This is a genomic window from Vibrio sp. 10N.239.311.G01, assembly GCF_041465805.1.
GTDB lineage: Bacteria > Pseudomonadota > Gammaproteobacteria > Enterobacterales > Vibrionaceae > Vibrio > Vibrio crassostreae_C.
On the sequence record NZ_JBFSRM010000004.1, the window covers coordinates 34,740 to 60,580 of the forward strand.

Genomic DNA, 25,841 nt, shown 5'->3' on the forward strand with positions numbered 1-25,841 from the left:
AGTATCTCGATCCTGTTGAATGTTTATAAAAAGCAACCTTGCAGAGTCGGGTTGCTTTTTTTGTTATTGGACTAAGTAAAATGATGAACGTGAAAGCGATGCGCGGAGAGCTTTACCTTCTATTTGCCACCCTGCTAGCTGGGGTGGGATGGATTGCATCTAAGCTGGTGGTATTAGAAATGCCTGGGCCAGTGTTCATTGGTGTGCGATTCCTCGTCGCGAGTCTTATTCTTCTGCCATTTTGTATTCACCATATTCGTAAGCTTTCGTTTAAGCAGATTCTGTCTCTTTGCGGCGTGGGTTTGTTGTTGTCTGCCTCATTGCAGGTATGGGTGTTTGCAGTTTCGGTGACTGAAAGCTTGTCGGAAGGGGCATTCATCATGAGCTTAGCCATGATCATTGCACCGTTTGTGTCTTGGATTTTGTTTCGAGTTAAGCCTAATCGCGCGTTTTGGATGTCTTTCCCGATCGCGATTATTGGCATGCTGTTGCTGACTTTGGGTAACGGCTGGCATGTTGAGCAGAGTCAGATTTATTTCTTACTAGCATCGATGTTGTTGTCTGTTCACTTTGTGATGAACAAGCGTGTGATTACCAATATCAAGCCTATCGCATCAATCTGTGTGCAACTGTTTGTGGTGGGTGTGAGTGGTTTAGCCTTTGCTTCTATGACAGCTCAGCCGGAGTTCGAAATCACCAAAACCTTAGTCTTCTGGTTTATTGTCTCTGCGGTGATCGCAACGTCTATTCGTTACTTGCTACAAACGGTCGGTCAGCACTCCGTGAACATGGAAGTGGCGGCATTGATCATGATTCTTGAGCCTGTGTGGACGCTGCTGTTAAGTGTGAGTGTGCTTGGCGAAAGTGTAGAGATGCAGAAGCTGCTCGGTGGGGCGGTGATCATTGCTTCACTATTTTGCTATATCAAATGGTCGAGACGAAAATAAAACACTCGGCGCAAGGCCGAGTGTGGGTTGTTCTTCAAGTGCTTTTCTGAGCCTTATCAGGCGAGTGTTGAACAAGACTTGTCGAGTGCAGAGCAAGGGTTAAATTCTGCGAATAAGACGTGCAAAGGGTGTCACCGTACTTATCGTTCTCGCTGGTAACTATTCTAACAACGAGCTTTGAATACAGGTGGTAAAGTCGAACCCTTACCACCATAGTCCTATCGCACAGCCTTCTTTTCTTTATGCCATCAATTCGAATGCACTAGGGGCGGGAAAGGACGTGAATGAATTAGTCGCGAATAGTGACTTTTGTAATCACAATATCTTCGCAAGGCACATCTTCGTGTCCCCAGCGAATGGTTGTTGGTGCTTTCGCAATTTTGTTTACCACATCCATACCTGCTGAAACCTTACCGAATACCGCGTAACCCCAGCCAGCATTGGTTGTTGAGGTGTGATCTAGGAAATCGTTGTCATCAAGGTTGATGAAGAACTGCGCCGTTGCAGAATGTGGTGCATCAGTCCGAGCCATTGCCACAGAACCAATCACATTCTTCAAGCCACGGTTTGCTTCGTTGACGATTGGGGCACGAGTTGGTTTTTCTGTCATGTCGATAGTGTGACCACCACCTTGAATCATGAAACCTTCAATAACACGGTGAAATGTCGTGCCTTCGTAGAAACCGTCTTGGCAGTATTTAAGGAAGTTTTTCGACGTTACTGGCGCTTTTTCAAGGTTCAGTTCAATCTCGATATCGCCAAAGTTGGTGGTGAAAGTAATCATAGGGTTACCTAAAGTTGAAGTTTTACTGAGTCGTAATGACGAAAGTGGGTTGCAGTATAGGGAAAATAACAGCAGATACTAGTGATGGTTTTATTGTGGTTGAATTCTCATCAACCACCAAAATCACGCCTGATATTGTTTAAGGAACATCTCGACACTTGAAGTAATGATCACTTGTTTGTGCGCAGCATCCGGTGACGGCACATGACCAATGATTTGCGGCCAAAACGCAAAAGACTTAAGCAGACCAATGAACTGCGTGGAGGCGAATTGTGGGTCTAGTTCTACTAAACGACCGTCTGCCAACGCGGCTTTAACCCAGGTTGTAAGTCCACTTTCTGCTTGGGAATATTTTTCCATCGCTTGATGCGCCAGTTCGGCGTTATGGAAATACTCTGAGAACAACACGCGTGACAGGTCGATGAAGCCTTCAGACTCAAGTAACTCAAGCTCTTGATTGGCTATCGACGAAAGCTGTTCTTCAAGTGGCAGTTCTGCTTGATAAGGGAAATGCGTCGCGGCCAGAGTTTTGCTCCAAATGCTGTCCAGAATCTCATCTAAAAGCAGCTCTTTGCTGGCAAAGTGATTGTATACGGTTCGCTTTGATACTTCTGCGCGGCTCGATATTTTATCCATGCTGGTGGCCTTGTAGCCATGCTCAGTAAACTCTGCGATAGCAGCGGCAACGATCGATTCACGTTTTCTTTGGCTCAGCGTTTTTTTTACAGTCATCGGGATACTACTCAATATGTCGCGGTTAGCATTACATACGCTAATTTTACACCAGTAAGTTTACTTTTAGAACACCAATCCGCGTATTGGTAATTCGGTCGAGAGCAACTGAATCGCTTTGCAATGCACGGTGGGTATCATAGAATCGAAAGTGTATTCGAATTTTATTGATATCAACGGAAGAGAATAAACAATCAATGAGTAGTATTTTAGAGTGTATTCGTACAGTTGGACGAGGAGAAAGAGGGCGTAAGCCTTTATCGTTCGAACAAGCCTACCGCATCATGGATGAGTATTTAAGCGGAGAAGTCGGTGACGACCAAATGGCTATGCTACTGATGCTGATTCGTGTGCAGAATGAAACCAATGAAGAGATCGCTGGCTTTGTAAAAGCGTTTCAATCTCGAGTGCCAGATTTAGGCGCTGATATTGATTGGCCGTGTTATGCAGGTAAGCGTAACGATAACGCCAGTGGCAAGCCTTGGAACTTGTTGGCGGCAAAAATCTTAGCTGACAATGGCTATAAAGTGTTAATGCATGGCTATATGGATAAGCCGAGCGGTAGGACGCACGTTGAAAGCCATTTGCAAGATGTCGGTGTGCAAAGTGCTGAGAGCCCTGAACATGCTAAGTCGATTCTTGAACAAGACGGCATTGCTTATTTACCGCTAGCTAACTTTGCGCCCGAAGCACAAACCATGATTGGTTGGAAACACCGCTACGGTTTGAGAACACCAATTAACACGGTAGTTCGAGCATTGAATCCTGGTGGTGGCCGTTTAGGTCTGCGTGGCAGTTTCCATCCTGGCTTTCCACAACTTCATGCGGAAGTTGAGTATGTTATCGGAAATAAATCCCACTCGGTGATTTCATTCAAAGGGATGAACGGTGAGTCGGAATATAATCCTAAAGTTAGCCAAACGGTATGGATGAGCTCTCCTGACAAAGTCGAATCGTTCTACTGGGAAGAGATGATGAACCTAGAGCTGCCACTTCCTAGTCAATGTGTACTTGGCACATCGGCTGAAGATATGGCGCTAATGGCGAATACCGTTGTCGACAGCATGACAGCCATTCTCTTTGCAGAAACGCACGATAAAACTGAGGCATACCAGAAAGCGGTGCGCCTGTGGCATGAGTATTGTGCGCGTTAGATGGTGGTTTGTAATCAATGAGAGAAGGTCAGCGAGCGCTGGCCTTTTTATACTTGATTTCTAGCAAGGGCTTTTCGTGAACGCCCAAACAATAAAGCTACTTCACTCGCATCAAGCGATGCATTTTGTCTTCGAACTGAATCTCAATCACCTGTGAGATTTTCATCTTATCAACACGATCAAGCATTCTCGCTTGGTAATCACGTTTTTTCATCCACTCTAGCGGTTCTTTAAAGCCATCTTCATTAATCACAAACGACTGATCGGTAATAGAGTCTTCAAAGATATGAACCACCCAAATGCGTGATTGGAAATCCAATAACTCACTAAAGTAGCTTTTTAACTTAGATAAGGAATTCGTTAGATACGTTTTAGGTGGGGTTTGGGAAGACATAGTAAACCGTATTTGGACAATGAAAATCGGCAAGGGCGCCGTCTGATCATTATAGCCTTTACCCGTTAGGCTTGTCAGGTCGAATTCGGCAGCCATTCACGGCTATTGCGCTTGCTAATGCTACTATGGCTGCCAGTTAGAGATTAACCAAATCAGTGTCGGATTCACTATTTAACGAATAGGCCGAAGTCGATCTCTTGTTCTCTTTGATATTTCACCAGCTTCACTTTTAGGTCGTGTTTTGCTGCTAAATCAATGGCTAAGCATGACATGCGTTTTATATCATCAACGCAGCTTGATATCAGCGGTTTTTCTTGATTATCGATAGTGGCGATGAGTGTGTTTTCTGTGCCGTCGTTACCTGCGTAAATATACGCGTACATGTTGTTGTCGTGTTGCATAAACTGCCTAAAACGGGATTTCTAATTATTAGTGAGGTGAAGATTACAGGGTTTATTTACGCAGGCTAGCTCGGCTAAGTAAGGTTAAGCAAGGGAAAGTAAGGCTTTGTAAGGGCTCTTTTTTTTCTTTTTTCTGGCGTTCGAAAACGTGCTCAACCCTTTGTTTGTCTCACTTTTTTGTCTTGTTAGGTTTTGCCTATCAATAAAATTGTTGAAATCCATTTAGTAAAATCAAGATTTTAGACAACAATTAACTTAACAAGATAGAAAATATATGACGCAAAGTATTTAGGGAGAACGCAATGCATTCTATTAAAGTGAAAGATTACATGACGCAGCAGGTTGTGACATTTACTCCTGATATGCCGTTAAGTCTAGCGTTAGACAAAGTGATGCGTAGCCACCATATGGGTGGGCCCGTAATCGATGATAACGAACAAGTGATTGGCTTCCTTTCAGAGCAGGATTTACTCGAGAAACTTGTGAAGGTCAGTTACTTCTGCCAAGACACACACCTTGTGGGTGACTGTATGTACCAAGAAGTGCTGTCGGTGTCACCTGACTTATCCATTATTGAATTGGCGGACATGATGCAGGTTGGAAAACCTAAAGCATACCCTGTGATCGATAATCGAAAACTGGTGGGTATTATCACCAGAACTGATGTTTTGAGAGCAATTGGCAAGAACTTGGAAGAATGCTTCAAACATCAGGTATAGTAGCGTGTTAAGAACGATTATTTTTCTCAATACTCTCAATTGAAAAAAGGCGCACTAGCGCCTTTTTTCTGTATAGCGCTTTTCTTGGTCGATCCTTTCTTTTTGGATCCCTAGCCAGTTGAACAGTTGAACAGTTGAACAGCTGATTAGGCTTTAGCTCTTGGGTATTCCAACTTTTGGAGGTTTCATGTCAAATCAAACGGCAAAGTTTGTTGAAGGTTCAACGATGCGCCACATATTGGTGATGTCGGGGGCTGGCTCTGTCGGTTTGATGGCGTTATTTGTGGTCGATCTGCTCGACATGCTGTTTATCAGTATGCTCGGACAGGTTGAATTGGCTGCTGCGGTAGGATTTGCAGGTACGCTGACTTTCTTTTCTACCTCCGTTTCTATCGGTACTTCCATTGCCATGGGCGCATTAGTGTCCAAAGCCATCGGCTCCAAGAATCAAGAGCACGCTCGAAACCTAAGCACCAGTATCATGCTGACTGCGTTTGTTATCAGTTCAACCATAACTGCAATCATGTTCGCTTATATTCCAGAGCTGCTAGCCGCGATAGGCGCCAAAGGCATTGCAGCCGAACGCGCTCAAGCTTACCTACAGATTTTGCTACCTAGTGGTCCATTTTTGGCGTTAGCGATGGCAGCGGGTGCGGGCTTAAGAGCGGCAGGTGATGCTAAGCGTTCGATGTGGGCAACTTTGTCTGGCGGCATTGTTAACGCGATTCTCGATCCTCTGTTTATTTTTGGTTTTGGTTGGAACATCGAAGGGGCGGCTATCGCTTCGGTTGTCGCTCGTTTCTCGGTGCTATTCTTTTCGCTTTATCCTCTTATTCGCAGCCATCAGCTGGTAGCTCCGCCTTCTTTTGTGCAATGGCGCATTAATATTCGACCAATATTGGCGATTGCGCTGCCTGCGATTATCACCAATACCGCAACGCCTATCGGTAATGCGATTGTAACAACGGGTATCGCACAATATGGTGAGGATTTTGTCGCGGGCTTTGCCGTGATAGGTCGTCTGACGCCAGTTTGTTTTGCGGTTATCTTTGCCTTGTCTGGCGCTGTGGGGCCAATCATTGGTCAGAACTTTGGTGCTGAACGCATGGACCGAGTAAAAGAAACGCTCAATAACTCATTATTGGTTACTACGGCATACACCATCGCTGTTTGTATTCTGTTGTACTTCGTTCAAGGTTATGTCATTCAAGGCTTTAGCTTACAAGGTGATGCAGCAATCATTGTGGCGGCTTTCTGTACCTATGTGGCGTTAACCTTCACCTTTAACGGTGCACTATTTGTTGCCAACACGTCTTTCAACAACCTAGGTAAACCGCTTTACTCGACAGCATTGAATTTGGGTAAAGCGACGTTAGGTACTCTGCCGTTCGTATATCTAGGTTCGCAATGGTATGGCGCTTTGGGTGTTCTCTATGGTCAAGCTTTGGGTAATGTTTTGTTCGGAATTTTAGGTATCTTGGTGCTTCGACATCATATCGCTGAACTGATGAAAGGATCTCAAGTTGATCCAGTGGAAGATGATGTGTCGATTGTCAGCTTGAACACTCAGCCATTCTGTTCACACGATGCGGTTCTTATTGATGATGTATCCGCTAACCGTGAAGAGTGTGCGGAGCTTAAATCTCAGTAAGCCATCGGCGCTGGCATAATATTTTTGTTTTCTTGAAAACTTCTTCTTGACCTTGGAGTAGCCTCCAAGGTTTATACTTTTGATGAACTTAAGGTTCTGTTGCTCGTAAGTTAGCAACAACCTCAAGGCTTTTGAGTATTAAGGAGATACATTATGTGCGCAAAACATGCAGCGTGCCGCTCAGCAAAAGTGGACGTTCAACCTCAAGCGGCAGGAGCAAGTTGCTCTAGCCCTAAAATTTCAAGCATCACAGCAGCAGGTACTTCATCTGGTTGTTGTAGCTCTTCTGCTGCTTCGTCATCGTCTGGAGATGATTGTTGTAGTTCGTCGGATAGTGGAGAAGAAGACAGTCAGTCCTCAACTTTATCTCTCGATGCCAAATTTTCGAAAAGTTGGCTGGTTGCCGGAATGGACTGTCCAGCTTGTGCAAGAAAAATAGAAAACGCGATCAGCAATATTGACGGTGTTATTCAAGCGAAGGTTCTCTTTGCTACCGAAAAGCTGGTTGTGAAATTCGATAATGAAAGCCTTGCTGACACCATTGAACAGGTCTCTATCAAAACGGGTTTCCCTCTTACGGAAGTCGGTTCAAAGAAAGAAAAACAACAACCTGAGACTTTTTGGCAAGCTTATATCCAACCTAATTTACAGATTATCGCGATTGCAGCGGCAATGCTGTTTGCGGCGCTTCTGAAAAGTACCTCTCCTCAATTAAGCGAAGGCTTGTTTACGGTAACTTGTCTGCTTGGTTTATATCCGGTGGCGAAGAAAGCGGTTCAGCTGGCGCGTTCAGGTACACCGTTTGCTATTGAAACCTTAATGAGTGTTGCCGCGCTGGGTGCTTTGTACCTTGGCGAAACTGCGGAAGCAGCGATGGTTCTATTGTTGTTCTTGATTGGTGAGCGCTTAGAAGCGTTTGCTTCATCAAGAGCAAGAAGTGGCGTTCAAGCGCTAATGGCATTGGTACCAGAAAACGCGACTAAGATCATCAACGGCGAGCGTGTAGAAGTAGCAGTCAGTGAACTGGTTCCAGGTGATGTGATTGAAGTGGCCGCGGGCTCTCGTTTACCTGCTGACGGCCAATTGATTACAGACGCGGCAAGCTTTGATGAAAGTGCGTTAACCGGTGAATCTGTTCCTGTTGAAAACATCGAAGGCAATAGCATCATGGCTGGCGCTGTGGTGGTCGATAAAGTGGTTCGTATCACCATCACTTCAAAACAGGGTGAGAACGCGATCGATCGCATTCTTCATCTGATTGAAGAAGCAGAGTCTCGTAAAGCACCACTAGAGCGATTCCTCGATAAGTTCAGCCGTTGGTACACACCGTTAATGATGGTAGTGGCTCTGTTGGTCATCATCACGCCACCATTGTTGTTTGCGCAGCCATGGGAAACATGGGTTTACCGTGGCCTAGCGCTATTGTTGATTGCTTGTCCGTGTGCCTTGGTTATCTCGACTCCTGCAGCGATTACCTCTGGCTTAGCAGCAGCAGCGAAACGTGGCGCGCTCATTAAAGGCGGCGCAGCGCTAGAGCAGCTTGGTAAAATCCAAACCATCGCCTTCGATAAGACAGGCACACTGACCGAAGGTAAGCCTCAGGTTACGGATATTCAACCTCTATCGGGGTGGCAACAAGACGCGATGCTGCGTGTGGTTGGGGCGATTGAAGTTGGCTCTACTCACCCGTTGGCGCAGTCACTTGTCGCTAAAGTAAAAGACCTGAATATTGAGATTCCTGAATCACACAACAAGAAAGCGTTGATTGGTAGTGGTGTTGAAGGGGATGTTGATGGTGTTAAGTATCAGGTTCTGTCACCGTCTAAAGTCACGTTCGAACTTGGTGCCGATGTGGTTTCTCAGGTAGAAGCATTAGAAGGTGAGGGCAAGACGGTTGTGGTTGCTCTTGAGGTTAAAGATCAAGAAGAATCAACAGAGCAAGCTACGACGGTGATTGGTCTGATTGCTTGGCAAGATACGTTACGCAGTGACGCTAAGCTTGCGATTGAACGACTTAATGAATTAGGTATTCAATCTATCATGTTGACCGGCGATAATCCGCGCAGTGCAGCAGCGATCAGTAGCAAGATTGGTATGCAGTACAAGGCAAGCCTATTGCCAAGCGACAAGGTATCTTACGTTGAGGAGTTATCTCAACAGTCGCACGTGGCGATGGTCGGTGATGGCATTAATGATGCACCAGCAATGAAAACGGCGAATGTCGGCATCGCAATGGGTGGTGGTACGGATGTCGCTTTGGAAACGGCGGATTCAGCACTGACTCATAACCGTTTAACTGAGCTGCCAGCGATGATTGAACTGTCGCAAGCGACCATGAACAACATCCGTCAAAACGTAGCCCTTGCGCTTGGTTTGAAGGTCGTATTCTTGGTGACAAGCTTGTTAGGTATTACCGGTTTGTGGGTGGCAGTTTTAGCGGATAGTGGTGCAACTGCATTGGTGACATTGAACGCATTGCGTCTGCTTCGATTTAAATCTAAAGCGTACTAAATCGAGCTCACCGACATAGAGCATTCTTAATATAAAAGCGCCTTTAGCGGTAATACGTTAAAGGCGCTTTTTGTCTCATTAGTATGCAACATAGGCGTGCGGATTGCTTATTTTTGTGATGCCAATCGGTTTTTTCTGAAACTTGAATTATTGTTGCGATCATTAATGTGACATGTATCACTTCATTTTGTAATGAGCTTGGTTAGAGTGTGTTCGTACCCCACGAATTTACTATGAGCTTAAATAAGGGTAAAAAGCCCAATAAGCCAAAAGGAGCGAACTATGTCTCAAGCTGTTTTCCACTTAGGTGTTACTGAAGCAGATCTTAACGGTGCTACTCTTGCGATCATCCCTGGTGATCCTGCTCGTGTGCAAAAAATTGCAGAAGAGATGGAGAACCCAGTATTCCTTGCTAGTCACCGTGAATACACGCTTTACCGCGCAGAGCTAGACGGCAAACCAGTTGTTGTATGTTCAACAGGTATTGGTGGTCCATCGACTTCTATCGCAGTTGAAGAGCTTGCTCAACTTGGTGTTCGCACTTTCCTACGTGTTGGTACGACTGGTGCTATCCAACCTCACGTAAACGTGGGTGACATGATTGTTTCTACAGGTTCTGTTCGTCTAGACGGCGCTAGCCTACACTTTGCTCCTATGGAGTTCCCAGCAGTGGCTGACTTTGAAGTTGCAACAGCAATGAAAGCGGCAGTTGATGAATCAGGTGCAACAGTTCACATGGGCGTAACGGCATCAAGCGATACGTTCTACCCAGGTCAAGAGCGTTACGACACGTTCTCTGGTCGCGTTGTTAAGCGCTTCCAAGGCTCTATGCAAGAATGGCAAGACATGGGCGTTCTAAACTTCGAGATGGAATCTGCAACACTGCTAACTATGTGTGCAAGTTCTGGTCTGAAAGCAGGTTGTGTTGCTGGTGTAATCATCAACCGTACTCAAAAAGAGACGCCTGATCACGACACTCTAAAAGTAACAGAAGCACGTTCAATCAAAGTGGTTGTAGAAGCCGCTCGTAAAATGCTTTAAGTCTTAAAGTGCTCTGAGTTTTAGAGAGCATTAAGTCTTCAAGTGACATTAAATTTTGAAAATGGCCGCATCGTATGATGCGGCCATTTTTTTGTGCCGTCTGAAAGTAATCAATAGAGAAAACAGACAACAAAAAAGGCGAGTGACTTAATCGTCATTCGCCTTTTTAACAATCTGCTTAAGAGCATTGAGCTCTCATGAGCTTATTGGTTTTTAGTACTCTAGATCTTCACTGCCACCCGCAGCTGTAAACCATGCCGTTAGGTGTGTTTTAAGATCTTTCAATTCGTCAGGGCCAATCAATGCAAGGCCAAGATCTTCAGCTCGTGTGATGTCGTTATGGCGAAGAGGGCGGAAGCTCACTAACATTGCACGTGCTTGTAGGCCACCTAGCAGGTCTCTAAGCGATTCCAGTTTGTACAAGGTGTCATCACCATCATCACGCATGCCTTTGGTCTTACATTCGATGATGTGCAGCTTATTGTTCACCACAGAGGCAACATCAAGCTCGTTACGAACCTCACGTTCACCCAGTTGACGGTATACCTGAACATTCAAAGAACGGTCTTGAATGGTCGGCATGTCATCTTGGATCTGCTTAACTGTGCTGTGAACCAATGTTTCAAGCCATTCACCGTTTGAGAAGCGGCGCGCGTCTTCGTTGGCAAAGGTCAAAATACCATTGTCGTAAGTCGCAATTTTAGCTTCAACCAAATCGCTCAGCAGCATGTTGAGCTCGCGATAGCCTTGTTGCTTCTCAGATAGGCCTACATCAAGTTTTTGTTCTTTACGGCAGGTCGTTGCTAGGTAGTTCAATGTCGCAAGGCCAGGGCCTAGTTCGAGTGCGTTACTTGCCCAACGTTCACCCAGTTCATAAAGTTTCTGATCCAGTTGCGGAGACAGCTGAACATCGCTGAATTCACCGCGAGCACCGAACACAGTCAGGTAGTCGTCGATGGTGATGCGGTCTTGAACTTGTGCATCTTCTTTACCATTTGGGTACAACCAACACAGCTTGTCACTGTTTGGTTCAACCACGAAGATTGGCCAGTGGTAAGTACGGAATACTTCGTACACAGAAAGTAGGCGGTGACGAAGGCCACAACTTGCGTTGAGCTTCACTTCTTGACCGCGTGCTTTGAGGTCTTCGGCAAGGGTTTGGATAGATTCTTTAATGACGGACGTATTTACGATGGTCGGAATTTCGAAAAACTCACTCGTAATGTCGCGCTTATGCAAAACGCTGTCTAAACGTTTGTACATACTGACTTGATTCTTGTCGCCGATAAACACGATGTGGGTGCTGACCGTTCGGTTATCAAGTAATGGGGTGAGCAAGCGAATGGGGTCTTGATCGATAATGCCAACATGAACAGCCATATAAATTCCTTAATAGCGGCTCGCTCATAAAGGTGAAAGAAAAAACGGGAAGCAGCAAGCCTTAATAATCATATAATGACAAAGCTCATAAAAAACAAGGGCAACCCTTGATAAAAGTTGCCCTAGCTCAATTAGTTACCACTATTGGGTAAGAAGTCTCAACAATCTCACTAAATATCTATCGATTCTTCATTTATCTATAGTTTGAATTGATGTACTAAATCACCTTGCTGATTCGCCAAAATTGTTAGGTTTTGGCTGGCTTCTGCAATTGAAGACATCGCTTGGTAACTCTTATCTGCGATATGGTTGATGTCTTCGATGTTGCGTGCAATATCACCAGACGTTTCACTCTGCTCAGCGGCTGCTTGAGAGATGTGTGTACTCATGTGGCTGATCTCTAGAATCAAGGCTTGGATCTCTTCCATCGCACTGTTTGCACTTGAAGCTTGTTGAACCGACATGTCCATATCGGTCATACAGCTTTCAATAACGTTGCTTGCCGTTTTCGAGCTTGATTGCAGATTGCTGATCATAGTCTCGATTTCAGAGGTTGATTGAGTGGTCTTCTGTGCTAGCACTCGTACTTCATCGGCAACGACTGCAAAACCACGACCTTGTTCACCTGCACGCGCTGCTTCGATTGCCGCATTAAGTGCAAGTAGGTTGGTCTGTTCAGCAATACCACGAATAACGTCAAGGATTGAACCAATCTGGCTACTCATCTGTTGTAGCTCGCCTACAGCGCCCACTGATTCAGTAAGGCGAACTTCAAGCTGATTAATGGTGCTGATGTTGGTGTTCATGATCTGACGACCAGACTCAGAAGCCGATTCTACTTGTTGAACCATGGTGAGTGAGCTTTGCGCGCTGTTCGCCACTTCTTGTACAGAATGAGACATCTCTGTCATTGCGGTCGCAACAGTCGCGGTTTGCTCACGTTGGCTGTTCAATTGAGCCTGCGTTTCAGATGACGTCTTCTGGTTGACGCTTGCAGTCTTAGTTAAGTCATCTGAAGCGTCATTCAGCTTCACAAGGATGTTGTGTAGGTTGTCAGCCAAGGTGTTGATGTGACGGCTCACGCGGCTGAATTCGTTGTCGTAGCGAATATCGATACGCTGAGTCATATCGCCTTCGGTTAGACCTTCTAACGTACCGAGGATGCGAGTTAATGGCTCTCGTACGCTATGTGCAATGTGGTAACCAATTGCAGCTGCGAACACGGTTACAACAATGCCAATTGCAATCGCGTTGAATAGGCCTTTGTCGTAGATGCTGCTTGCGTCTGCTAGTGATGAGTTGAGTTGCTCTTCAGCAGTTACGTTGAACGAGTCCAAAACAGCCATTGCTTGGTCAACTTCTACAGCTAGGTTGGCGATGTTCACGTACAGCGCTTGCTTGGCTTGTAGGTAGTTGTTGTGTTTGTCTAGTACGCCACCTTTCTGACCAACGTCTTTGGTGAACTTCTGAACCGACTCATCGAAGACATTCTTAAGTGCTGGTAGTTGTGTTGATAGGCCGCGATAAGCGTAGTTAAGATGAGTAACGGCCTTTTTGTTTTGGTTAACGGCTTTCTGAACGAAGGCAACATCAGAGCTCGCAAGTGCATCAGAGGTGATGACTTCTGCATCTTGCAGTTTAATGAAGTAGCTCTTTGCCATCACTTTTACAGAGATGCTTTTTTGGTCGGCGACGTACTCTTTCATGCCAACGGTTAATTCTGAATGTAAACGTTGGAAGTCACGAGAGGCTTTTTGCACTTGTTCTTGCGCTTCGAACATCGCAACGTAGTTGTTCATCGCTTCGTCAGCTTCGGCGAAGTAGCGTTCTTCCATTGCTCTTAATTGCGCGATACGTTCAATAAGTGAAGCATTGTTTTGGCTTGCCGCTTCTAAACTACCGAGAACTTCTGAAAACGAGTTTTGTGATGCAGCAAATTCTGTACGCATTGCAGACATGCGTTCAGCGTTTTGTGTGGTTAAGAAATCTTTGAATGACTTATCAGCAGAAAGCAATTGAACACTTGTTTGATTTGAAAGCGCAACAAGTGGCAATGAGGTTTCTGAGACACTCTCAAAATTGCTGTGTATCTGATTCATGCTGTTCATCATGATGGTTATCGTGACTGCGAACATGATGATGATCAGTGCGAAACCAGCGTACATACGCTTGATCACAGATCCCTTCATGGCTTTCTCCCTAAATAAAAATGCAGACCTAATGTCAGGTCAAAGTAAAACTAACAAAATTGTCAGCATTCTATTGAGCTCGGCTTACGCGTTTTATGACGCATACGTCAAAAATAACGCTCAGTTATAACCAACATGCCATTCTTGAGAGCTAAGGCTCGTTTTCTTTGATTTGAACGGTGTTTTTTATTATGCTTTAAAGCAGATTTATTGTGGTTTGATGCGGCATAGCGCATACTCAAAGCATTAAAAAATAAATGTTTTATCGGAGAGAAACATGGCTGAAGAAACCATTTTTACTAAGATCATCAACAAAGAAATCCCAGCAGATCTACTATACCAAGACGATTTAGTAACCGCATTCCGCGATATTAACCCTCGTGCGCCAAGCCATATCCTAATCATCCCAAACAAGCTGATTCCGACAACCAACGATGTTGAAGTCGAAGATGAAGCGATGATGGGGCGCATGTTTACTGTTGCTCGTAAGTTAGCAAAAGAAGAAGGCATCGCAGAAGATGGCTATCGTCTTATCGTGAACTGTAACTCTCACGGTGGCCAAGAGGTTTATCATATTCACATGCACTTGGTTGGTGGTCGTCCACTTGGCCCCCTATTAATGAGCTAATGAAAAGCTAACGAGTTAATGAAAGCTAATGAGCTAGTTTAAACGCGCTCATTAGTGGGTTAACACAAGTAGTTAGTTGGAAAATTTGTAGTTTGTATGCCAACTTTAAGTTCTATCTGTTGTCTGAATGTCGGCATCGCTTAGGCAGAGGCTATATCAGTAGGATTTCAACTGGCTTGAGATCCTTTTTACAACACGTTTCGTTTTGATAATGAGACCATTAAAGGTCAGCAGACCCTAATAAAGTAGGCATTTTAAACATGCACGGAGACGATAAGTGAAGCAACAGTTTAGATTCGCTTCCATTGCCCTGTTATCGGCGTTGACCGTAGGTTGTGCGAGTATGTCTGCAGGAAGCCTGTTCAGTCATTACAGCGCGCAAAACAAAGAGATCTACCAAGCCGTGAAATCTGGAGATTATTCAGAGGCTCAACAAGAGCTACCAGATTACGCTGCGGGTGACATCCTTGATAACTTTGAAAGAGGTAGAATTAACCTTCTGGATCAGCAATACCCAGAGAGTAAGTCTTCGTTTGAAGTGGCGGATCAGGCGGTAACTGAGCAGCAAAGAAAAGCCGTTATCTCGATTTCAGACAGTGCGACCAGCGTGGGTGCGTTGGCGGTGAATGATAATATTACCGAGTATGTGCCAGCCGATTATGAACTGGGGTTTCTTCATCTGTATCTCGGTTTAAATTATCTCAAGAAAAACGATTTAGAAGGTGCGGTGATTGAAATGCGTCGCGCCAACCAAGTTCAAGAACAAGCAAAGAAGCAACGTGAAGCTGAGTTAGACCGTGCAGCCAGCGATGCGAAGAAGCAGGGGTTGTCTGCCAATGTGGGTAGCATCCTTGCTAATTACCCTGATGCGGGTAAAAAGCTGCAGTCAGTACAGAATGCGTATCTGATGTTCTTGTCTGGTCTGCTTTATGAAGCTTCAAATGATTTAAACAGTGCCTATGTTGACTATCGTCGTGCTTTGGCTGTGATGCCAGATAACCAAGAAATCATCGACAGAACGATGGCAACTGCCGCACGTTTAGGGATGCGACAAGATTTAGCGACATTAGAAAAACGCTATAAGCAGTCTTCTAAACTTAGTACAGGTGAAGGGCGAGTGATTGTTCTTCAAGAGCAGAGCGCTGTACAAGCTATGGACAGTTGGCGACTAGATTTACCTGTTTATGACAGTCGCGATCAGGGGGCAATATACTCTCTTGCGCTGCCCTATTACCCGAGTCAAAACGTAGAGCGTTTTTCTGCCTTGCGAATCAGCGGACAACCTTTACAAGAACACCTGATCACGGATGTAAACGCGATGGCTCAGAATGATTTATCTGAACGTATGACGAGCATTGTTATTCGCCAAGCGCTACGTGTAGTCGCGAAAGATCGCATTCGTAAAGAAGCAACCAAAGGCAACGATGTCGGCAATATCTTGTTCAATGTGTGGAATACATTCACCGAACAACCAGATACTCGCAGTTGGCAATCTCTACCGGCTGAGATTAAGAGCAGCACGTTCGTAGCAAACAGCGGTCAATATACGCTAGAAGCGGGCGCTAAAACGTATGACTTTGATATCCGAGAAGGGCAGACCACTTTGGTGTGGATTTCTCGACAAGGTAACAACGCAACAATGTGGCATAAACAGCTAGGGAGGCTGTAATGAAAAAGTGGTTAGTGAGTTTAGCAGCGGTTATGGCTCTGGCTGGTTGTGCTGATAATACAGCTGGCGTAAGGGTTGATAGTCTGACTCAGAACGTTTTCTTTGGTGACAAGGTATTGGGCAGCCGTTTACAGGTTGAAGATATCCGTACCGATCTGGTCGACGGTCATACGCGCGGAATCGTTCGTTTAAACAGTAACTATAAAGGCGATCAACATATCCTTTATCGTTTTTACTGGTACGACGATGCCGGGCTTGAGGTCAATCTAAAACAAGGCCCTTGGAAGCAAGCCATTGTTCGTGGTTTTGAAAGCATTTCGTTGTCGGAAGTGTCGGTAAACCCGAAAGCAACTCAGTTCAGAGTCCAGTTCCGAGAGCAGTAAGTCTGATAAAACGGGTCTAATGATTCGTAAATACAAGAATTTAAGAGTGTGGGTAACCCCGCTCAGTGATAAGTTGAGGAAACAAAATGAAAAAGAGTGTCGTTGCGCTACTAGGTTTAGCGGTTATTTTAGGCGGTTGTTCAAACAAGGTAAGCTACGGTGATGCACAAGCAGTAGAAACCACGACAATCGATTTCGGTTCAACTGACCTTCAAACGATTGCGGGTGAAATGGTCGATAGCATGATGGCGTCTGGTTCAGTGTCTTACATTACTCGAGAGCAACGTCCAATCGTGTTCGTAGAGCGAATCAAGAACAAGACAAGTGAGCACATCGATACTGAGTCAATCACTGACACTATCAGTACTAAAATGCTGAATTCTGGTAAGTTCCGTTTCGTTGATATGGACCGTGTAGAGTCTGTTCGTGACCAATTGAACTTCCAAAACAATGATGAGCTTGTAAATCAAAGCTCAGCAATTCAATTCGGTAAAATGGTCGGTGCTCAATACATGCTGTACGGCAACCTATCAAGCATCGTTAAGAAAGACGGTAGCGACGAAGACGTTTACTACAAAATGACGATGCGTCTAATGGATCTTGAGTCTGGCTTGATTGAATGGGCTGACGAGACTGAAATCCGTAAGCAACAATCTAAGAGCCTACTAGGCCTTTAATTTCGCTTACTTGCCAACTAAACGCAGCCAGTTTTGACAGCGTCTAGTCTTGGCAGCGTATAGCTTGGCCACACATAGCTTGGTCACACGCCAATGCAGTGCATGATGTGCTGTTTATGAAGAGACACTGGCTTTTGGTCAGTGTCTTTTTTGTAGGGAAATGAAGACGTTTATAGGGAGTAAATATGGCAATTTTTTCTTGGTCTGAGGCTAAGCTTCTTGATACCAGTTTGAGTTCGCTTGATGGTTACTTTTCTGAGCCACCTGTTAGAGCTCAAACGCTGACCGGCGGGTTGACCAATCGATGTTGGAAGTTGGTGTTAGCCGATGGCACCGCGTATGTTTGGCGGCCCACCACTCCTATCACCAAAGCTTTCTTTATCTCTCGTCATGAAGAGTATCAAGTGCTTTCCGCAATTGAGCGTCTAGGTATTGGACCAAGTCCAATAGTGGTCAATGAGCAAGGCTTATTGGTTGAATGGATTGCGGGTGAGACGCTTTACGAAGGCTTAGAGCTTGATGATTTGTTGAAGACTCTGATCTCAGTGCATCTGGTGAATACCGCGCGATTACCACTCCAACCGTTCAGTTTCACAGCGCGAGTCGATCATTACTGGCTGCAGCTTGATGCGATTCATAAGACCGAAGCCTGCACTAAGATTTATCAAGAGTGGCGCGTGGCTCCGAGTATTACCAATGTTGACCTGTCTTTGTGCCATTTTGACTTAGGTGGTTATAACCTAGTGAGAAACAGTGACTGCATTAAGATTATTGATTGGGAATACGCTGCGCTCGCAGACCCTAGGCTCGATTTGACATTAACCATTGCGGTTGCTGGCGCGCAAGTCACAGAAGCGGTTGAGAAGTACTGTCAGCTGCGAGGAATCCATGATGTTCAGCCTTGGCTTGATGGTGTAGAAGCATGGTTACCAAGAAGCCAGATGATGGCGATGCTATGGTATTTACTTGCTCATCAGCTTTGGGGCGATGAAAGTTATCTGCGTGAAGCGGAGGCTCTGAGTCACACTTTATGTAGCTAGGATCACGTTTAGGAAGTGAAAAATATAATTTCTCAGCTGTTACCTTTAAAACCTTGTTTTTCGTGTTAGATTGATCAAAACGTACCAATATTCAACGGGGGAGGTACAATGATTATCTATCTACATGGCTTCGACTCAACAAGCCCGGGCAATCACGAAAAAATACTGCAGTTGCAATTCATTGATGATGACGTTCGTTTCATCAACTACAGTACTTTGCATCCAAAACACGATATGCAGCATCTGCTAAAAGAAGTGCATAAGGTGATAGAGCAATCCGATGATCCGCATCCCATTATTTGTGGTGTAGGTTTAGGTGGTTTTTGGTCTGAGCGTATTGGTTTCTTATGTGGGATTAAGCAGGTGGTGTTCAACCCTAATCTGCACCCTGAGAACAACATGGTAGGTCGAATTGACCGTCCAGAAGAGTACGAAGACATCGCAACTAAATGTGTTGCTCAGTACCGTATGAAAAACAAAGGACGCTGTTTAGTGGTGCTTTCTCGTGAAGATGAAATTCACGACAATACCAAAACAGCTGCCGCGCTAGAAGATTACTACGATGTAATCTGGGATGAGAAAGAGAGTCATAAATTCAAAAAGATCTCTCAACATCTTCAAGCAATGAAAGCGTTCAAAAACGCTTAATCAATCCAGATGTTTTATAAAAGCAGTGCTCAATGAGTGCTGCTTTTTCACATCTGAATCTTAGAGATTGGTATTGATAAAGTAGTTGTATATGTTTTATCGGTCGGTTTGTGCATTTATAGATCAGTTTGCGCAAACGTTAACTAATTAGTCGCGAATCCTCATTGAGGGTAAGGATTTTTTTGTTGCGGTCATCTTTTTGCTATATATAATGTTCCCAAGCAAAATATTTTGACAAATATCAAAAAAAATTGAGAGCGAGTGAAAAAACTTGCCCATAATTTGTGTTCTGCCTCTCAGGTAGTCACCTTTTTTATCCACGTGAGCAAAGCAACAAACCATTATTTGTTGTTTGTAACCCCTCTAACTACTCGGTGAGCTGTCGTTATTCTTTTTCGCGGTAACCCAATTTGTAACAGCCTTCGCATTCAAGGCCGAGTAGATACATAGAATTTATCGGTTGGAGTAATCGAGCCGAACCCCATTTATTCATTTTGTAGAGGATTGTCATTGTGACAAAAATTATCGTAGTAGGCGGCGGTGCTGGTGGTTTAGAACTAGCAACTAAGCTAGGCCGCACTTTAGGTCGTAAGAAACGTGCCCAGATTACTCTGGTAGACCGTAAAGCAAGCCACCTATGGAAACCATTACTTCATGAAGTAGCAACGGGCTCACTGGATGAAGGTGTTGATGCATTAAGCTACCGTGCGCACGCAAAAAACCATTACTTCGATTTCCAAATGGGCAGCCTGAACGACATCGATCGTGAGCGTAAAGTGATTGCACTAAGCGAGCTTACAGACGAGCACGGTGAACTGCTGATGCCAAGCCGTGAACTTGAATACGATATTCTAGTGATGGCGCTAGGCTCAACGTCAAACGACTTCAACACTCCAGGCGTTCGTGACAACTGTATTTTCCTTGATAGCCCAGAGCAAGCACACCGTTTCCGTACAGAAATGAACAATCAGTTCTTAAAGCTTCACGCTAAGAACGGTCAAGGCACGGTAGACATCGCGATTGTTGGTGCTGGTGCAACTGGTGTAGAGCTTTCTGCAGAGCTACACAACGCCGTTAAAGAACTTCGTACTTACGGCTTCGGCGACCTAGATTCAAGCAAGCTGAACGTAAACCTAGTTGAAGCGGGTGAGCGTATTCTTCCAGCTCTACCTCCTCGTATTTCAAGTGCAGCACACTCTGAGCTAACCAAGCTTGGTGTGAACGTTCGTACGAATACGATGGTGACTCAGGCGGATTCTGACGGCCTAACAACCAAAGATGGTGACAAGATCCCAGCTCAAATCATGGTATGGGCAGCAGGTATCAAAGCACCAGATTTCATGAAAGATATCGGTGGTCTTGAAACCAACCGTATCAACCAGTTGGTTGTGAAGAACACGCTGCAAACAACACTGGATGACAACATCTTTGCAATCGGTGACTTGGCGCAATGTACACAAGCAGACGGTTCATTCGTTCCGCCACGTGCACAAGCGGCTCACCAAATGGCAAGCTGTGCATTCAGCAACATCATTGCTAAGTTGAACGGTCGTGACCTGAAAGACTACATCTACAAAGACAAAGGCTCGCTAGTTTCACTCAGCCGTTTCTCTACGGTAGGTAGCTTGATGGGTAACCTGACGAAAGGCTCGATGATGGTCGAAGGTCGTATTGCTCGTGTGGTTTACATCTCTTTGTACCGCATGCACCAGATGGCGCTTCACGGCTTAATCAAAACATCACTGATGATGCTGGTTGGTCGTATTAACCGTGTACTTCGTCCAAACCTAAAGCTTCACTAATCAGGTAAGCCTTCTCAGAGCATTACGCTGATAATAAAAAAGAGCTCTTCGGAGCTCTTTTTTGATCGTGTCGATTATGGATTATCGCAGGTGTTGAACTCATTTCTGCTGTTAAGACGTTGGAGGTAGCACAGAATAAACCACGCCATCTTTCGGCTTACCGTTAAACAGAAATCGATTCTGGGCAATGGTTTCTCGCTCAGCGCCACACTTCTCGATCAACTTTTGGCTGGGTAGGTTCTCGGTATCGCAGACAATCTCCAAACGCGTTAACTTGAGTTGCGCGAAACAAAATTCAAATAGGGCGAACATCGCTTCTTTGGCGATCCCTCTCCTTTGAAAGTCATCACCGACCCAATAACCTAAACTCGCCATATTAAAGGTGTGGTAAAGCTCATTAATGGCAACCATACCGACTAACTTATCGCTTTTTCGTTCAAAGATGCCAAAACCAAACGCATCGGCTTTCACCCAGTTCAGGCGAGTTGCCAGAATAAATTTCTCGGCCTCGACGATAGAAAACTCTTTATGACACCAGTCGACCCATGGCAGCAAGCTAGGGGAGGACTTAACCAGCTGAGAAAATTCTTGAGCATCTGAGGCCTCAATGATTTTAAGGCTAAGATTTTGTGTGTTGATCTGAAATTCAGGGCTCATAGAGCGTACCAAGTAACGTGTAAGTACTGAGCAAAGAAAGTCAGTACAGAATAAAGATAGATAGCACTTAATAAAACGCCCTCACTAGGAGGGCGGATTGAATTATTTATATAATTATAGCCGAATCGGCAAGTAACTTACTGCGCTACACGTCGAACTTGAATCACCATTCCAAGAAGTGGGTGGTCAAGGTAGTGAGTTTCTGTACTGCGCATACGACGTTTTTGGTCCATGCGGTAGCTCTTAAGGAACTCTTGGACTTCAACCGTCGGAGAAATTTCAGTTAGATTGCCTACCTGGACGTTGCTTTCTGCGCCACTTACTGGTGAATCTAGCTCAATTTGTTGCTCTTGTAGAGTCACTTCACGAACGCTTGGCGCTTTTAAATCTAATGTCGTTTCAGCGTATAGGTAGTGCTGAACGTAGATTTGCAGCTTGCCGTCTAATTCGTAGAGTGGCTTATCAATGGTCTCTTCTTGGAACCCATCAGCGCTGCCTGCAGTGATTGCGCCTTTTTCAGAGCCATCAGCATTAAACTGTTTAGAGAAATCTTTACCTGCTTGAATATGGAAAACAGGTGCCGAGCTCTTACCTTGGTCGCCTTGACGCCAAGCGGTATGCATCAGAACTTCAAAGCCAGCGTGTTTACGTAGCTTGTCTTTCTGAGGCGTTAACTTATATTCCGAGTAAGGAAGCATTTGAACGCCTTTCTTTGCTCGGTATTGGGTATCTTGAAATGAACCAACACGCTCAAGTGAAATCTTAGGCTGTGTATTTGGCCAAGATTCGTTCACCTTCTCTGCATCAACAGCGCGCTTAAAAATGATCACTTCTATATCAAATTGTCTCTGCGCCAAACTTGGCAGTGAGACGAACAATAGTAGCAGTGGGATCAGTCTTTTCATTTTTACTCCGTCTTCCAGCCGAACTACCGGCTGGATAATTTATATGTGCAAGTGGATTGGGTCTTATGCTGAAGGCAGCAAGTTTTGTCTGAATTCGCCCAATAAATCACTAACAAATTGAATTCGTTTCCGTCTGTCGACCAATGGTATCGTAAACTTGAACTTTGTTGGTCCTTCCATTGAAAACTTTTGCGGTTGAGATTGCAACAGTTTAACAAGGTAGGTCGGGTTTATGTCAGCATCCGGGTAGAATTCTAAGAATCCACCCTTATCGTGGGCTTCAATTTTCTTCGCTTTGATAGACGCTGCGGCTAATTTTAGCTCAGAAACTGATAACAAGTTCTTGGTTGCATCAGGCAGAAGGCCGAAGCGATCAATCAGCTCGACTTTCAACTCTGCCAATTCGTCGGTGTCACTCACACTCGCAATACGTTTGTATGTTGATAAACGCGTGTTGATGTCTGGAATATAGTCGTCTGGCAATAGTGCAGGCAGACGCATCTCAATTTCAGTTTGTTCACGCAATAGATCATCAAGCGAAGGCTCTCGACCTTCTTTCAACGCTTCAACCGCTTGTTCAAGCATTTCCATGTACAAGGTGAAACCAACCGACTGGATTTGACCACTCTGTTCATCACCCAACAGCTCACCCGCACCACGAATCTCTAAATCGTGAGTTGCTAGGGTAAAGCCTGCGCCCAAGTCTTCGAGCGAAGCTATCGCATCCAATCGCTTGATCGCATCTTTGGTCATTGCTTTAGGGTGTGGCGTTAACAAGTAAGCATAAGCTTGGTGGTGCGAACGACCTACACGACCACGTAATTGGTGCAGCTGTGCTAAACCAAGGTTATCGGCTCTGTCCATCAAGATGGTATTTGCCGTTGGTACGTCGATACCGGTTTCAATGATGGTTGTACACACCAGTAAGTTGAAGCGCTGGTGGTAGAAGTCATTCATGATGCGTTCCAGTTCGCGCTCTCTCATCTGGCCATGAGCTACAGTCACGCGCGCCTCTGGAATCAGCTTTTGCAATGACTCTGCTGTTTTCTCAATCGTGTCGACTTGGTTGTGTAGGAAGTAAACCTGGCCACCACGCATGATTTCACGCAGCACCGCTTCTCTGACGATGGCATCATCACTCTCGCGAACGAAGGTTTTAATTGCCAAGCGTCGTGCGGGTGGTGTAGCGATGATCGAAAGGTCACGCATGCCACTCATTGCCATGTTCAGCGTTCGCGGGATCGGTGTCGCAGTAAGCGTTAGAATATCGACATCCGCACGCATCGCTTTCACTTTCTCTTTCTGACGTACACCAAATCTGTGTTCTTCATCGACAACCAGCAGGCCCAGGTCTTTAAACTTAATATCGCTCGAAAGCAGCTTGTGAGTCCCGACTAGGATATCCACTTTACCGTCGGCGACATCTTGCATGATTAGTTTTTGCTCTTTAGCTGATTTGAATCGGGATAGAACCTCAACACGAATCGGCAAGTTGGCGAAACGGTCACGGAAGTTTTCGAAGTGTTGCTGAGCAAGTAGAGTAGTAGGAACTAAAACCGCTACTTGTTTGCTGTTGTCGGTACAAACGAATGCTGCACGCATCGCGACTTCGGTTTTACCAAAGCCAACATCACCACACACCAAACGGTCCATGGCTTTGGCTTGGCACATATCAGACATAACAGCATTGATGGCCATCGCTTGGTCATCGGTTTCTTCAAACGGGAAGCCAGATTTGAAGGTTGCGTATTGCCCGCGATCTAAAACAAATTTATAGCCAGGTTTAAGCTCACGCTTGGCGTAAACATCCAGCAGCTCTGCAGCAACGTCACGTACTTTTTCAGCGGCACGCTTACGCGCTTTTTGCCACGCCTCACCACCTAGTTTGTGTAGCGGTGCATACTCTTCGGCGCCACCAGAGTAACGTCCAATAAGGTTCAAAGACGCAACGGGCACGTACAGCTTGGCATCGTTTTGGTACTCAAGTGTCACGTATTCGGTTTTCATGCCACCGGCTTCGAGTGTCTGCAAGCCGATGTAGCGACCAATACCGTGGTCAATGTGCACTACAGGTTGACCTGGTTTAAGTTCGGCTAAGTGACGAATGACAGTGTCGCTGTTAACACTTTTTTTGTCTTTCTTACGGCGCTGAACAACGCGATCACCCAACAGGTCGCTTTCACAGATAAGGGCGATGTTTTGCTCTTCATGGATAAAACCGTGTTCAGCAGAGCCAAGGATGAGGCTGAACTTGTCTTTGCCTTTAATTGAGGCATCGAGGTTTTCAACTTCGCTTGGTCGTACTTTAATACCACGAAGCAGTTCACTCAGCGCTTCACGACGACCTTCTGATTCAACCGAAAATACTACTTTGCCGTCGAAGGCTTCTGTGAACTTTCTTAGGTTAGCTAAAGGTTCTTTATTTTGATGCTGAACGCTGAGGTCAGGTAATGACACGACAGGCAAGTTGGTGCGGCCTGCTTTCTCTTCAATCGAATCTAGACTCAGGTTAACTTGTGGCTTCTGTTTGAAGTGAGCGAACAGCTCGTCTTTCTTCAACCACAGTTGTTCAGGCGTGAGAAGTGGCCGTAATGGGTCAACACCGCGCTGTTCGTATCGATGAGCAACGTCCGTTAGGAATGAGTCTACTGCAGTCTCGACATCACCTAGAATCAGCAGTTGCGCTTCATCGGCAACGTAATCAAACAAGGTTTCTGTGTGATCGAAGAACAGCGGTTGCCAGTACTCGATACCAGCAGGCCAAGTACCCTTAGAAACCTGCATATAAACCGATTCTGGTTCGCGGCGCGGATCAAACTGTTGGCGCCAACGAATACGGAAATCTTCAATCGCTGTTTCCGAGGTTGGGAATTCGTGAGCAGGCAGCAGGCGGATCTCAGAGATGTCTTCGATAGAACGCTGGTTTTCAGGATCGAAAGTACGAATAGTGTCGATTTCGTCATCGAAAAAATCGATTCGATACGGGTCTTTACTGCCCATTGGGAACAGATCGAGAATAGAACCACGACTTGCGTATTCACCGGGGCCAAACACTTGATCAACGTAACGATAGCCTGACTTTTCAAGCTGTAGGCGCAGTTTCTCAAGCGAGTAGAGATCGCCCGTTTTCACCATTAACGTGTGTTGTAGCAAAAAGTCTCGCGGTGACTGGCGTTGCAATAACGTGCTGATCGGAACGATCGTGATGCCATCTTTTAGTGTTGGCAGTGCGTAAAGGCGTGCGATACGATCTGAGATGATCTCTTGGTGCGGCGAGAAGCTATCGTATGGCAGCGTTTCCCAGTCAGGGAATAATGCGACTTCATGTGCCGTAAACTGTTCAATTTCAGATTGAAGCTTAAGCGCCACTTGTGGGTCGGGTACAGCCAAGACGGTATGGCTGTTGTGTTGCTCTGCGAGTTTGGCAATGGCAAGAGCGAGAGACGAACCGACTAGGTTACCGATGTGCTTTTTGTCACCGGCACCTTTAAGTTTAGGTAGTGTAAATATGGATTTTTTGGTCATGTTA

General features: G+C 45.4%; 22 protein-coding genes and 1 pseudogene. 14 read left to right on the forward strand and 9 right to left on the reverse strand.

Going from position 1 to position 25,841, the window contains the following annotated elements:
* Window positions 1–80 precede the first annotated feature (80 nt).
* On the forward strand, window positions 81–947 hold the full coding sequence (locus AB6D06_RS04300; RefSeq protein ID WP_017060207.1) for a DMT family transporter: 867 nt from the start codon (window positions 81–83) through the stop codon (window positions 945–947).
* 42 nt (window positions 948–989) lie between these two features.
* Window positions 990–1,106 (forward strand): annotated as a pseudogene (locus AB6D06_RS04305) (cytochrome c); the annotation flags it as partial.
* A gap of 130 nt (window positions 1,107–1,236) precedes the next feature.
* Here the strand turns inward: AB6D06_RS04305 and AB6D06_RS04310 are convergent.
* On the reverse strand, window positions 1,237–1,731 hold the full coding sequence (locus AB6D06_RS04310; protein ID WP_017060208.1) for a peptidylprolyl isomerase: 495 nt from the start codon (window positions 1,729–1,731) through the stop codon (window positions 1,237–1,239).
* A gap of 123 nt (window positions 1,732–1,854) precedes the next feature.
* A complete protein-coding gene (locus tag AB6D06_RS04315) occupies window positions 1,855–2,463 on the reverse strand; it encodes a TetR/AcrR family transcriptional regulator (RefSeq protein WP_017060209.1) in 609 nt (202 codons plus the stop codon).
* Between the two features lie 167 nt (window positions 2,464–2,630).
* Between AB6D06_RS04315 and AB6D06_RS04320 the strand changes: the two genes are divergently transcribed.
* The gene (locus tag AB6D06_RS04320) at window positions 2,631–3,617 is read left to right on the forward strand and encodes a glycosyl transferase family protein (protein ID WP_080582221.1); all 987 of its coding nucleotides are present in this window, start codon (window positions 2,631–2,633) and stop codon (window positions 3,615–3,617) included.
* A gap of 97 nt (window positions 3,618–3,714) precedes the next feature.
* Here AB6D06_RS04320 and AB6D06_RS04325 read toward each other — a convergent pair whose 3' ends face one another.
* A complete protein-coding gene (locus AB6D06_RS04325) occupies window positions 3,715–4,011 on the reverse strand; it encodes a hypothetical protein (RefSeq protein ID WP_029235295.1) in 297 nt (98 codons plus the stop codon).
* 167 nt (window positions 4,012–4,178) lie between these two features.
* On the reverse strand, window positions 4,179–4,412 hold the full coding sequence (locus AB6D06_RS04330; protein ID WP_372109962.1) for a hypothetical protein: 234 nt from the start codon (window positions 4,410–4,412) through the stop codon (window positions 4,179–4,181).
* Window positions 4,413–4,714: 302 nt separating this feature from the next.
* Between AB6D06_RS04330 and AB6D06_RS04335 the strand changes: the two genes are divergently transcribed.
* The 4 genes from AB6D06_RS04335 to udp all read left to right on the forward strand — a co-directional run bounded on the left by AB6D06_RS04335 (window position 4,715) and on the right by udp (window position 10,334).
* The gene (locus tag AB6D06_RS04335) at window positions 4,715–5,131 is read left to right on the forward strand and encodes a CBS domain-containing protein (protein WP_017060213.1); all 417 of its coding nucleotides are present in this window, start codon (window positions 4,715–4,717) and stop codon (window positions 5,129–5,131) included.
* A gap of 187 nt (window positions 5,132–5,318) precedes the next feature.
* Window positions 5,319–6,782, forward strand: coding sequence for an MATE family efflux transporter (locus tag AB6D06_RS04340; protein ID WP_372109963.1), 1,464 nt, complete (start codon window positions 5,319–5,321; stop codon window positions 6,780–6,782).
* Between the two features lie 153 nt (window positions 6,783–6,935).
* Window positions 6,936–9,293 carry a zinc/cadmium/mercury/lead-transporting ATPase gene (locus AB6D06_RS04345; protein ID WP_372109964.1) on the forward strand — a complete coding sequence of 786 codons (2,358 nt, stop codon included), beginning with the start codon at window positions 6,936–6,938 and terminating at the stop codon, window positions 9,291–9,293.
* A gap of 282 nt (window positions 9,294–9,575) precedes the next feature.
* Entirely contained in the window at window positions 9,576–10,334 is a 759-nt protein-coding gene (gene udp, locus AB6D06_RS04350) for a uridine phosphorylase (protein ID WP_017065292.1), read from the forward strand.
* Between the two features lie 213 nt (window positions 10,335–10,547).
* Here the strand turns inward: udp and AB6D06_RS04355 are convergent, their stop codons facing one another.
* Both AB6D06_RS04355 and AB6D06_RS04360 read right to left on the reverse strand, forming a co-directional pair.
* Window positions 10,548–11,714 carry a DUF1887 family protein gene (locus tag AB6D06_RS04355; RefSeq protein ID WP_017065293.1) on the reverse strand — a complete coding sequence of 389 codons (1,167 nt, stop codon included), beginning with the start codon at window positions 11,712–11,714 and terminating at the stop codon, window positions 10,548–10,550.
* Window positions 11,715–11,911: 197 nt separating this feature from the next.
* Window positions 11,912–13,903 (reverse strand): methyl-accepting chemotaxis protein, encoded by a 1,992-nt coding sequence (locus AB6D06_RS04360; protein ID WP_372109965.1) that lies wholly within the window; start codon window positions 13,901–13,903, stop codon window positions 11,912–11,914.
* A 277-nt stretch (window positions 13,904–14,180) separates the two neighbouring features.
* Here AB6D06_RS04360 and hinT point away from each other — a divergent pair, with 277 nt between their 5' ends.
* The 7 genes from hinT (at window position 14,181) to AB6D06_RS04395 (ending at window position 20,750) form a co-directional block, all read left to right on the forward strand.
* The gene (gene hinT, locus AB6D06_RS04365; RefSeq protein WP_017065295.1) at window positions 14,181–14,531 is read left to right on the forward strand and encodes a purine nucleoside phosphoramidase; all 351 of its coding nucleotides are present in this window, start codon (window positions 14,181–14,183) and stop codon (window positions 14,529–14,531) included.
* Between the two features lie 277 nt (window positions 14,532–14,808).
* Entirely contained in the window at window positions 14,809–16,200 is a 1,392-nt protein-coding gene (locus AB6D06_RS04370; protein ID WP_280532479.1) for a hypothetical protein, read from the forward strand.
* Complete coding sequence (locus tag AB6D06_RS04375) at window positions 16,200–16,583, forward strand: YcfL family protein (RefSeq protein ID WP_017060222.1); 384 nt, start codon at window positions 16,200–16,202, stop codon at window positions 16,581–16,583. The genes AB6D06_RS04370 and AB6D06_RS04375 overlap by 1 nt, the downstream gene beginning before the upstream one ends.
* 86 nt (window positions 16,584–16,669) lie before the next feature.
* Window positions 16,670–17,260 carry a penicillin-binding protein activator LpoB gene (gene lpoB / locus AB6D06_RS04380; protein WP_004736264.1) on the forward strand — a complete coding sequence of 197 codons (591 nt, stop codon included), beginning with the start codon at window positions 16,670–16,672 and terminating at the stop codon, window positions 17,258–17,260.
* Between the two features lie 185 nt (window positions 17,261–17,445).
* Entirely contained in the window at window positions 17,446–18,300 is an 855-nt protein-coding gene (locus AB6D06_RS04385) for a phosphotransferase (RefSeq protein ID WP_102429150.1), read from the forward strand.
* 108 nt (window positions 18,301–18,408) lie between these two features.
* Window positions 18,409–18,948: an alpha/beta hydrolase YcfP gene (gene ycfP / locus AB6D06_RS04390; protein WP_009847155.1), complete on the forward strand. Its 540-nt coding sequence runs from the start codon at window positions 18,409–18,411 to the stop codon at window positions 18,946–18,948.
* 512 nt (window positions 18,949–19,460) lie between these two features.
* Window positions 19,461–20,750, forward strand: coding sequence for an NAD(P)/FAD-dependent oxidoreductase (locus AB6D06_RS04395; protein ID WP_009847154.1), 1,290 nt, complete (start codon window positions 19,461–19,463; stop codon window positions 20,748–20,750).
* A gap of 111 nt (window positions 20,751–20,861) precedes the next feature.
* On the opposite strand, the gene AB6D06_RS04400 is transcribed toward AB6D06_RS04395, so the two are convergent.
* The 3 genes from AB6D06_RS04400 to mfd all read right to left on the reverse strand — a co-directional run bounded on the left by AB6D06_RS04400 (window position 20,862) and on the right by mfd (window position 25,837).
* Complete coding sequence (locus AB6D06_RS04400) at window positions 20,862–21,407, reverse strand: GNAT family N-acetyltransferase (protein WP_017060225.1); 546 nt, start codon at window positions 21,405–21,407, stop codon at window positions 20,862–20,864.
* 137 nt (window positions 21,408–21,544) lie between these two features.
* Window positions 21,545–22,312 carry a peptidoglycan binding protein CsiV gene (locus tag AB6D06_RS04405; protein WP_017065298.1) on the reverse strand — a complete coding sequence of 256 codons (768 nt, stop codon included), beginning with the start codon at window positions 22,310–22,312 and terminating at the stop codon, window positions 21,545–21,547.
* Window positions 22,313–22,375: 63 nt separating this feature from the next.
* On the reverse strand, window positions 22,376–25,837 hold the full coding sequence (gene mfd / locus AB6D06_RS04410; protein WP_372099809.1) for a transcription-repair coupling factor: 3,462 nt from the start codon (window positions 25,835–25,837) through the stop codon (window positions 22,376–22,378).
* Window positions 25,838–25,841: the final 4 nt, after the last annotated feature.

Excerpts from the sequence above, each read along its gene's own strand:
- AB6D06_RS04315 (WP_017060209.1), bottom strand. The coding sequence starts at position 2,463 with ATGACTGTAAAAAAAACGCTGAGCCAAAGAAAACGTGAATCGATCGTT.
- AB6D06_RS04300 (WP_017060207.1), top strand. The coding sequence starts at position 81 with ATGATGAACGTGAAAGCGATGCGCGGAGAGCTTTACCTTCTATTTGCC.
- AB6D06_RS04360 (WP_372109965.1), bottom strand. The coding sequence starts at position 13,903 with ATGAAGGGATCTGTGATCAAGCGTATGTACGCTGGTTTCGCACTGATC.
- AB6D06_RS04340 (WP_372109963.1), top strand. The coding sequence starts at position 5,319 with ATGTCAAATCAAACGGCAAAGTTTGTTGAAGGTTCAACGATGCGCCAC.
- udp (WP_017065292.1), top strand. The coding sequence starts at position 9,576 with ATGTCTCAAGCTGTTTTCCACTTAGGTGTTACTGAAGCAGATCTTAAC.
- AB6D06_RS04375 (WP_017060222.1), top strand. The coding sequence starts at position 16,200 with ATGAAAAAGTGGTTAGTGAGTTTAGCAGCGGTTATGGCTCTGGCTGGT.
- AB6D06_RS04355 (WP_017065293.1), bottom strand. The coding sequence starts at position 11,714 with ATGGCTGTTCATGTTGGCATTATCGATCAAGACCCCATTCGCTTGCTC.
- ycfP (WP_009847155.1), top strand. The coding sequence starts at position 18,409 with ATGATTATCTATCTACATGGCTTCGACTCAACAAGCCCGGGCAATCAC.
- AB6D06_RS04345 (WP_372109964.1), top strand. The coding sequence starts at position 6,936 with ATGTGCGCAAAACATGCAGCGTGCCGCTCAGCAAAAGTGGACGTTCAA.
- mfd (WP_372099809.1), bottom strand. The coding sequence starts at position 25,837 with ATGACCAAAAAATCCATATTTACACTACCTAAACTTAAAGGTGCCGGT.
- AB6D06_RS04385 (WP_102429150.1), top strand. The coding sequence starts at position 17,446 with ATGGCAATTTTTTCTTGGTCTGAGGCTAAGCTTCTTGATACCAGTTTG.
- AB6D06_RS04405 (WP_017065298.1), bottom strand. The coding sequence starts at position 22,312 with ATGAAAAGACTGATCCCACTGCTACTATTGTTCGTCTCACTGCCAAGT.
- AB6D06_RS04335 (WP_017060213.1), top strand. The coding sequence starts at position 4,715 with ATGCATTCTATTAAAGTGAAAGATTACATGACGCAGCAGGTTGTGACA.
- AB6D06_RS04400 (WP_017060225.1), bottom strand. The coding sequence starts at position 21,407 with ATGAGCCCTGAATTTCAGATCAACACACAAAATCTTAGCCTTAAAATC.
- AB6D06_RS04330 (WP_372109962.1), bottom strand. The coding sequence starts at position 4,412 with ATGCAACACGACAACAACATGTACGCGTATATTTACGCAGGTAACGAC.
- AB6D06_RS04310 (WP_017060208.1), bottom strand. The coding sequence starts at position 1,731 with ATGATTACTTTCACCACCAACTTTGGCGATATCGAGATTGAACTGAAC.
- lpoB (WP_004736264.1), top strand. The coding sequence starts at position 16,670 with ATGAAAAAGAGTGTCGTTGCGCTACTAGGTTTAGCGGTTATTTTAGGC.
- hinT (WP_017065295.1), top strand. The coding sequence starts at position 14,181 with ATGGCTGAAGAAACCATTTTTACTAAGATCATCAACAAAGAAATCCCA.
- AB6D06_RS04325 (WP_029235295.1), bottom strand. The coding sequence starts at position 4,011 with ATGTCTTCCCAAACCCCACCTAAAACGTATCTAACGAATTCCTTATCT.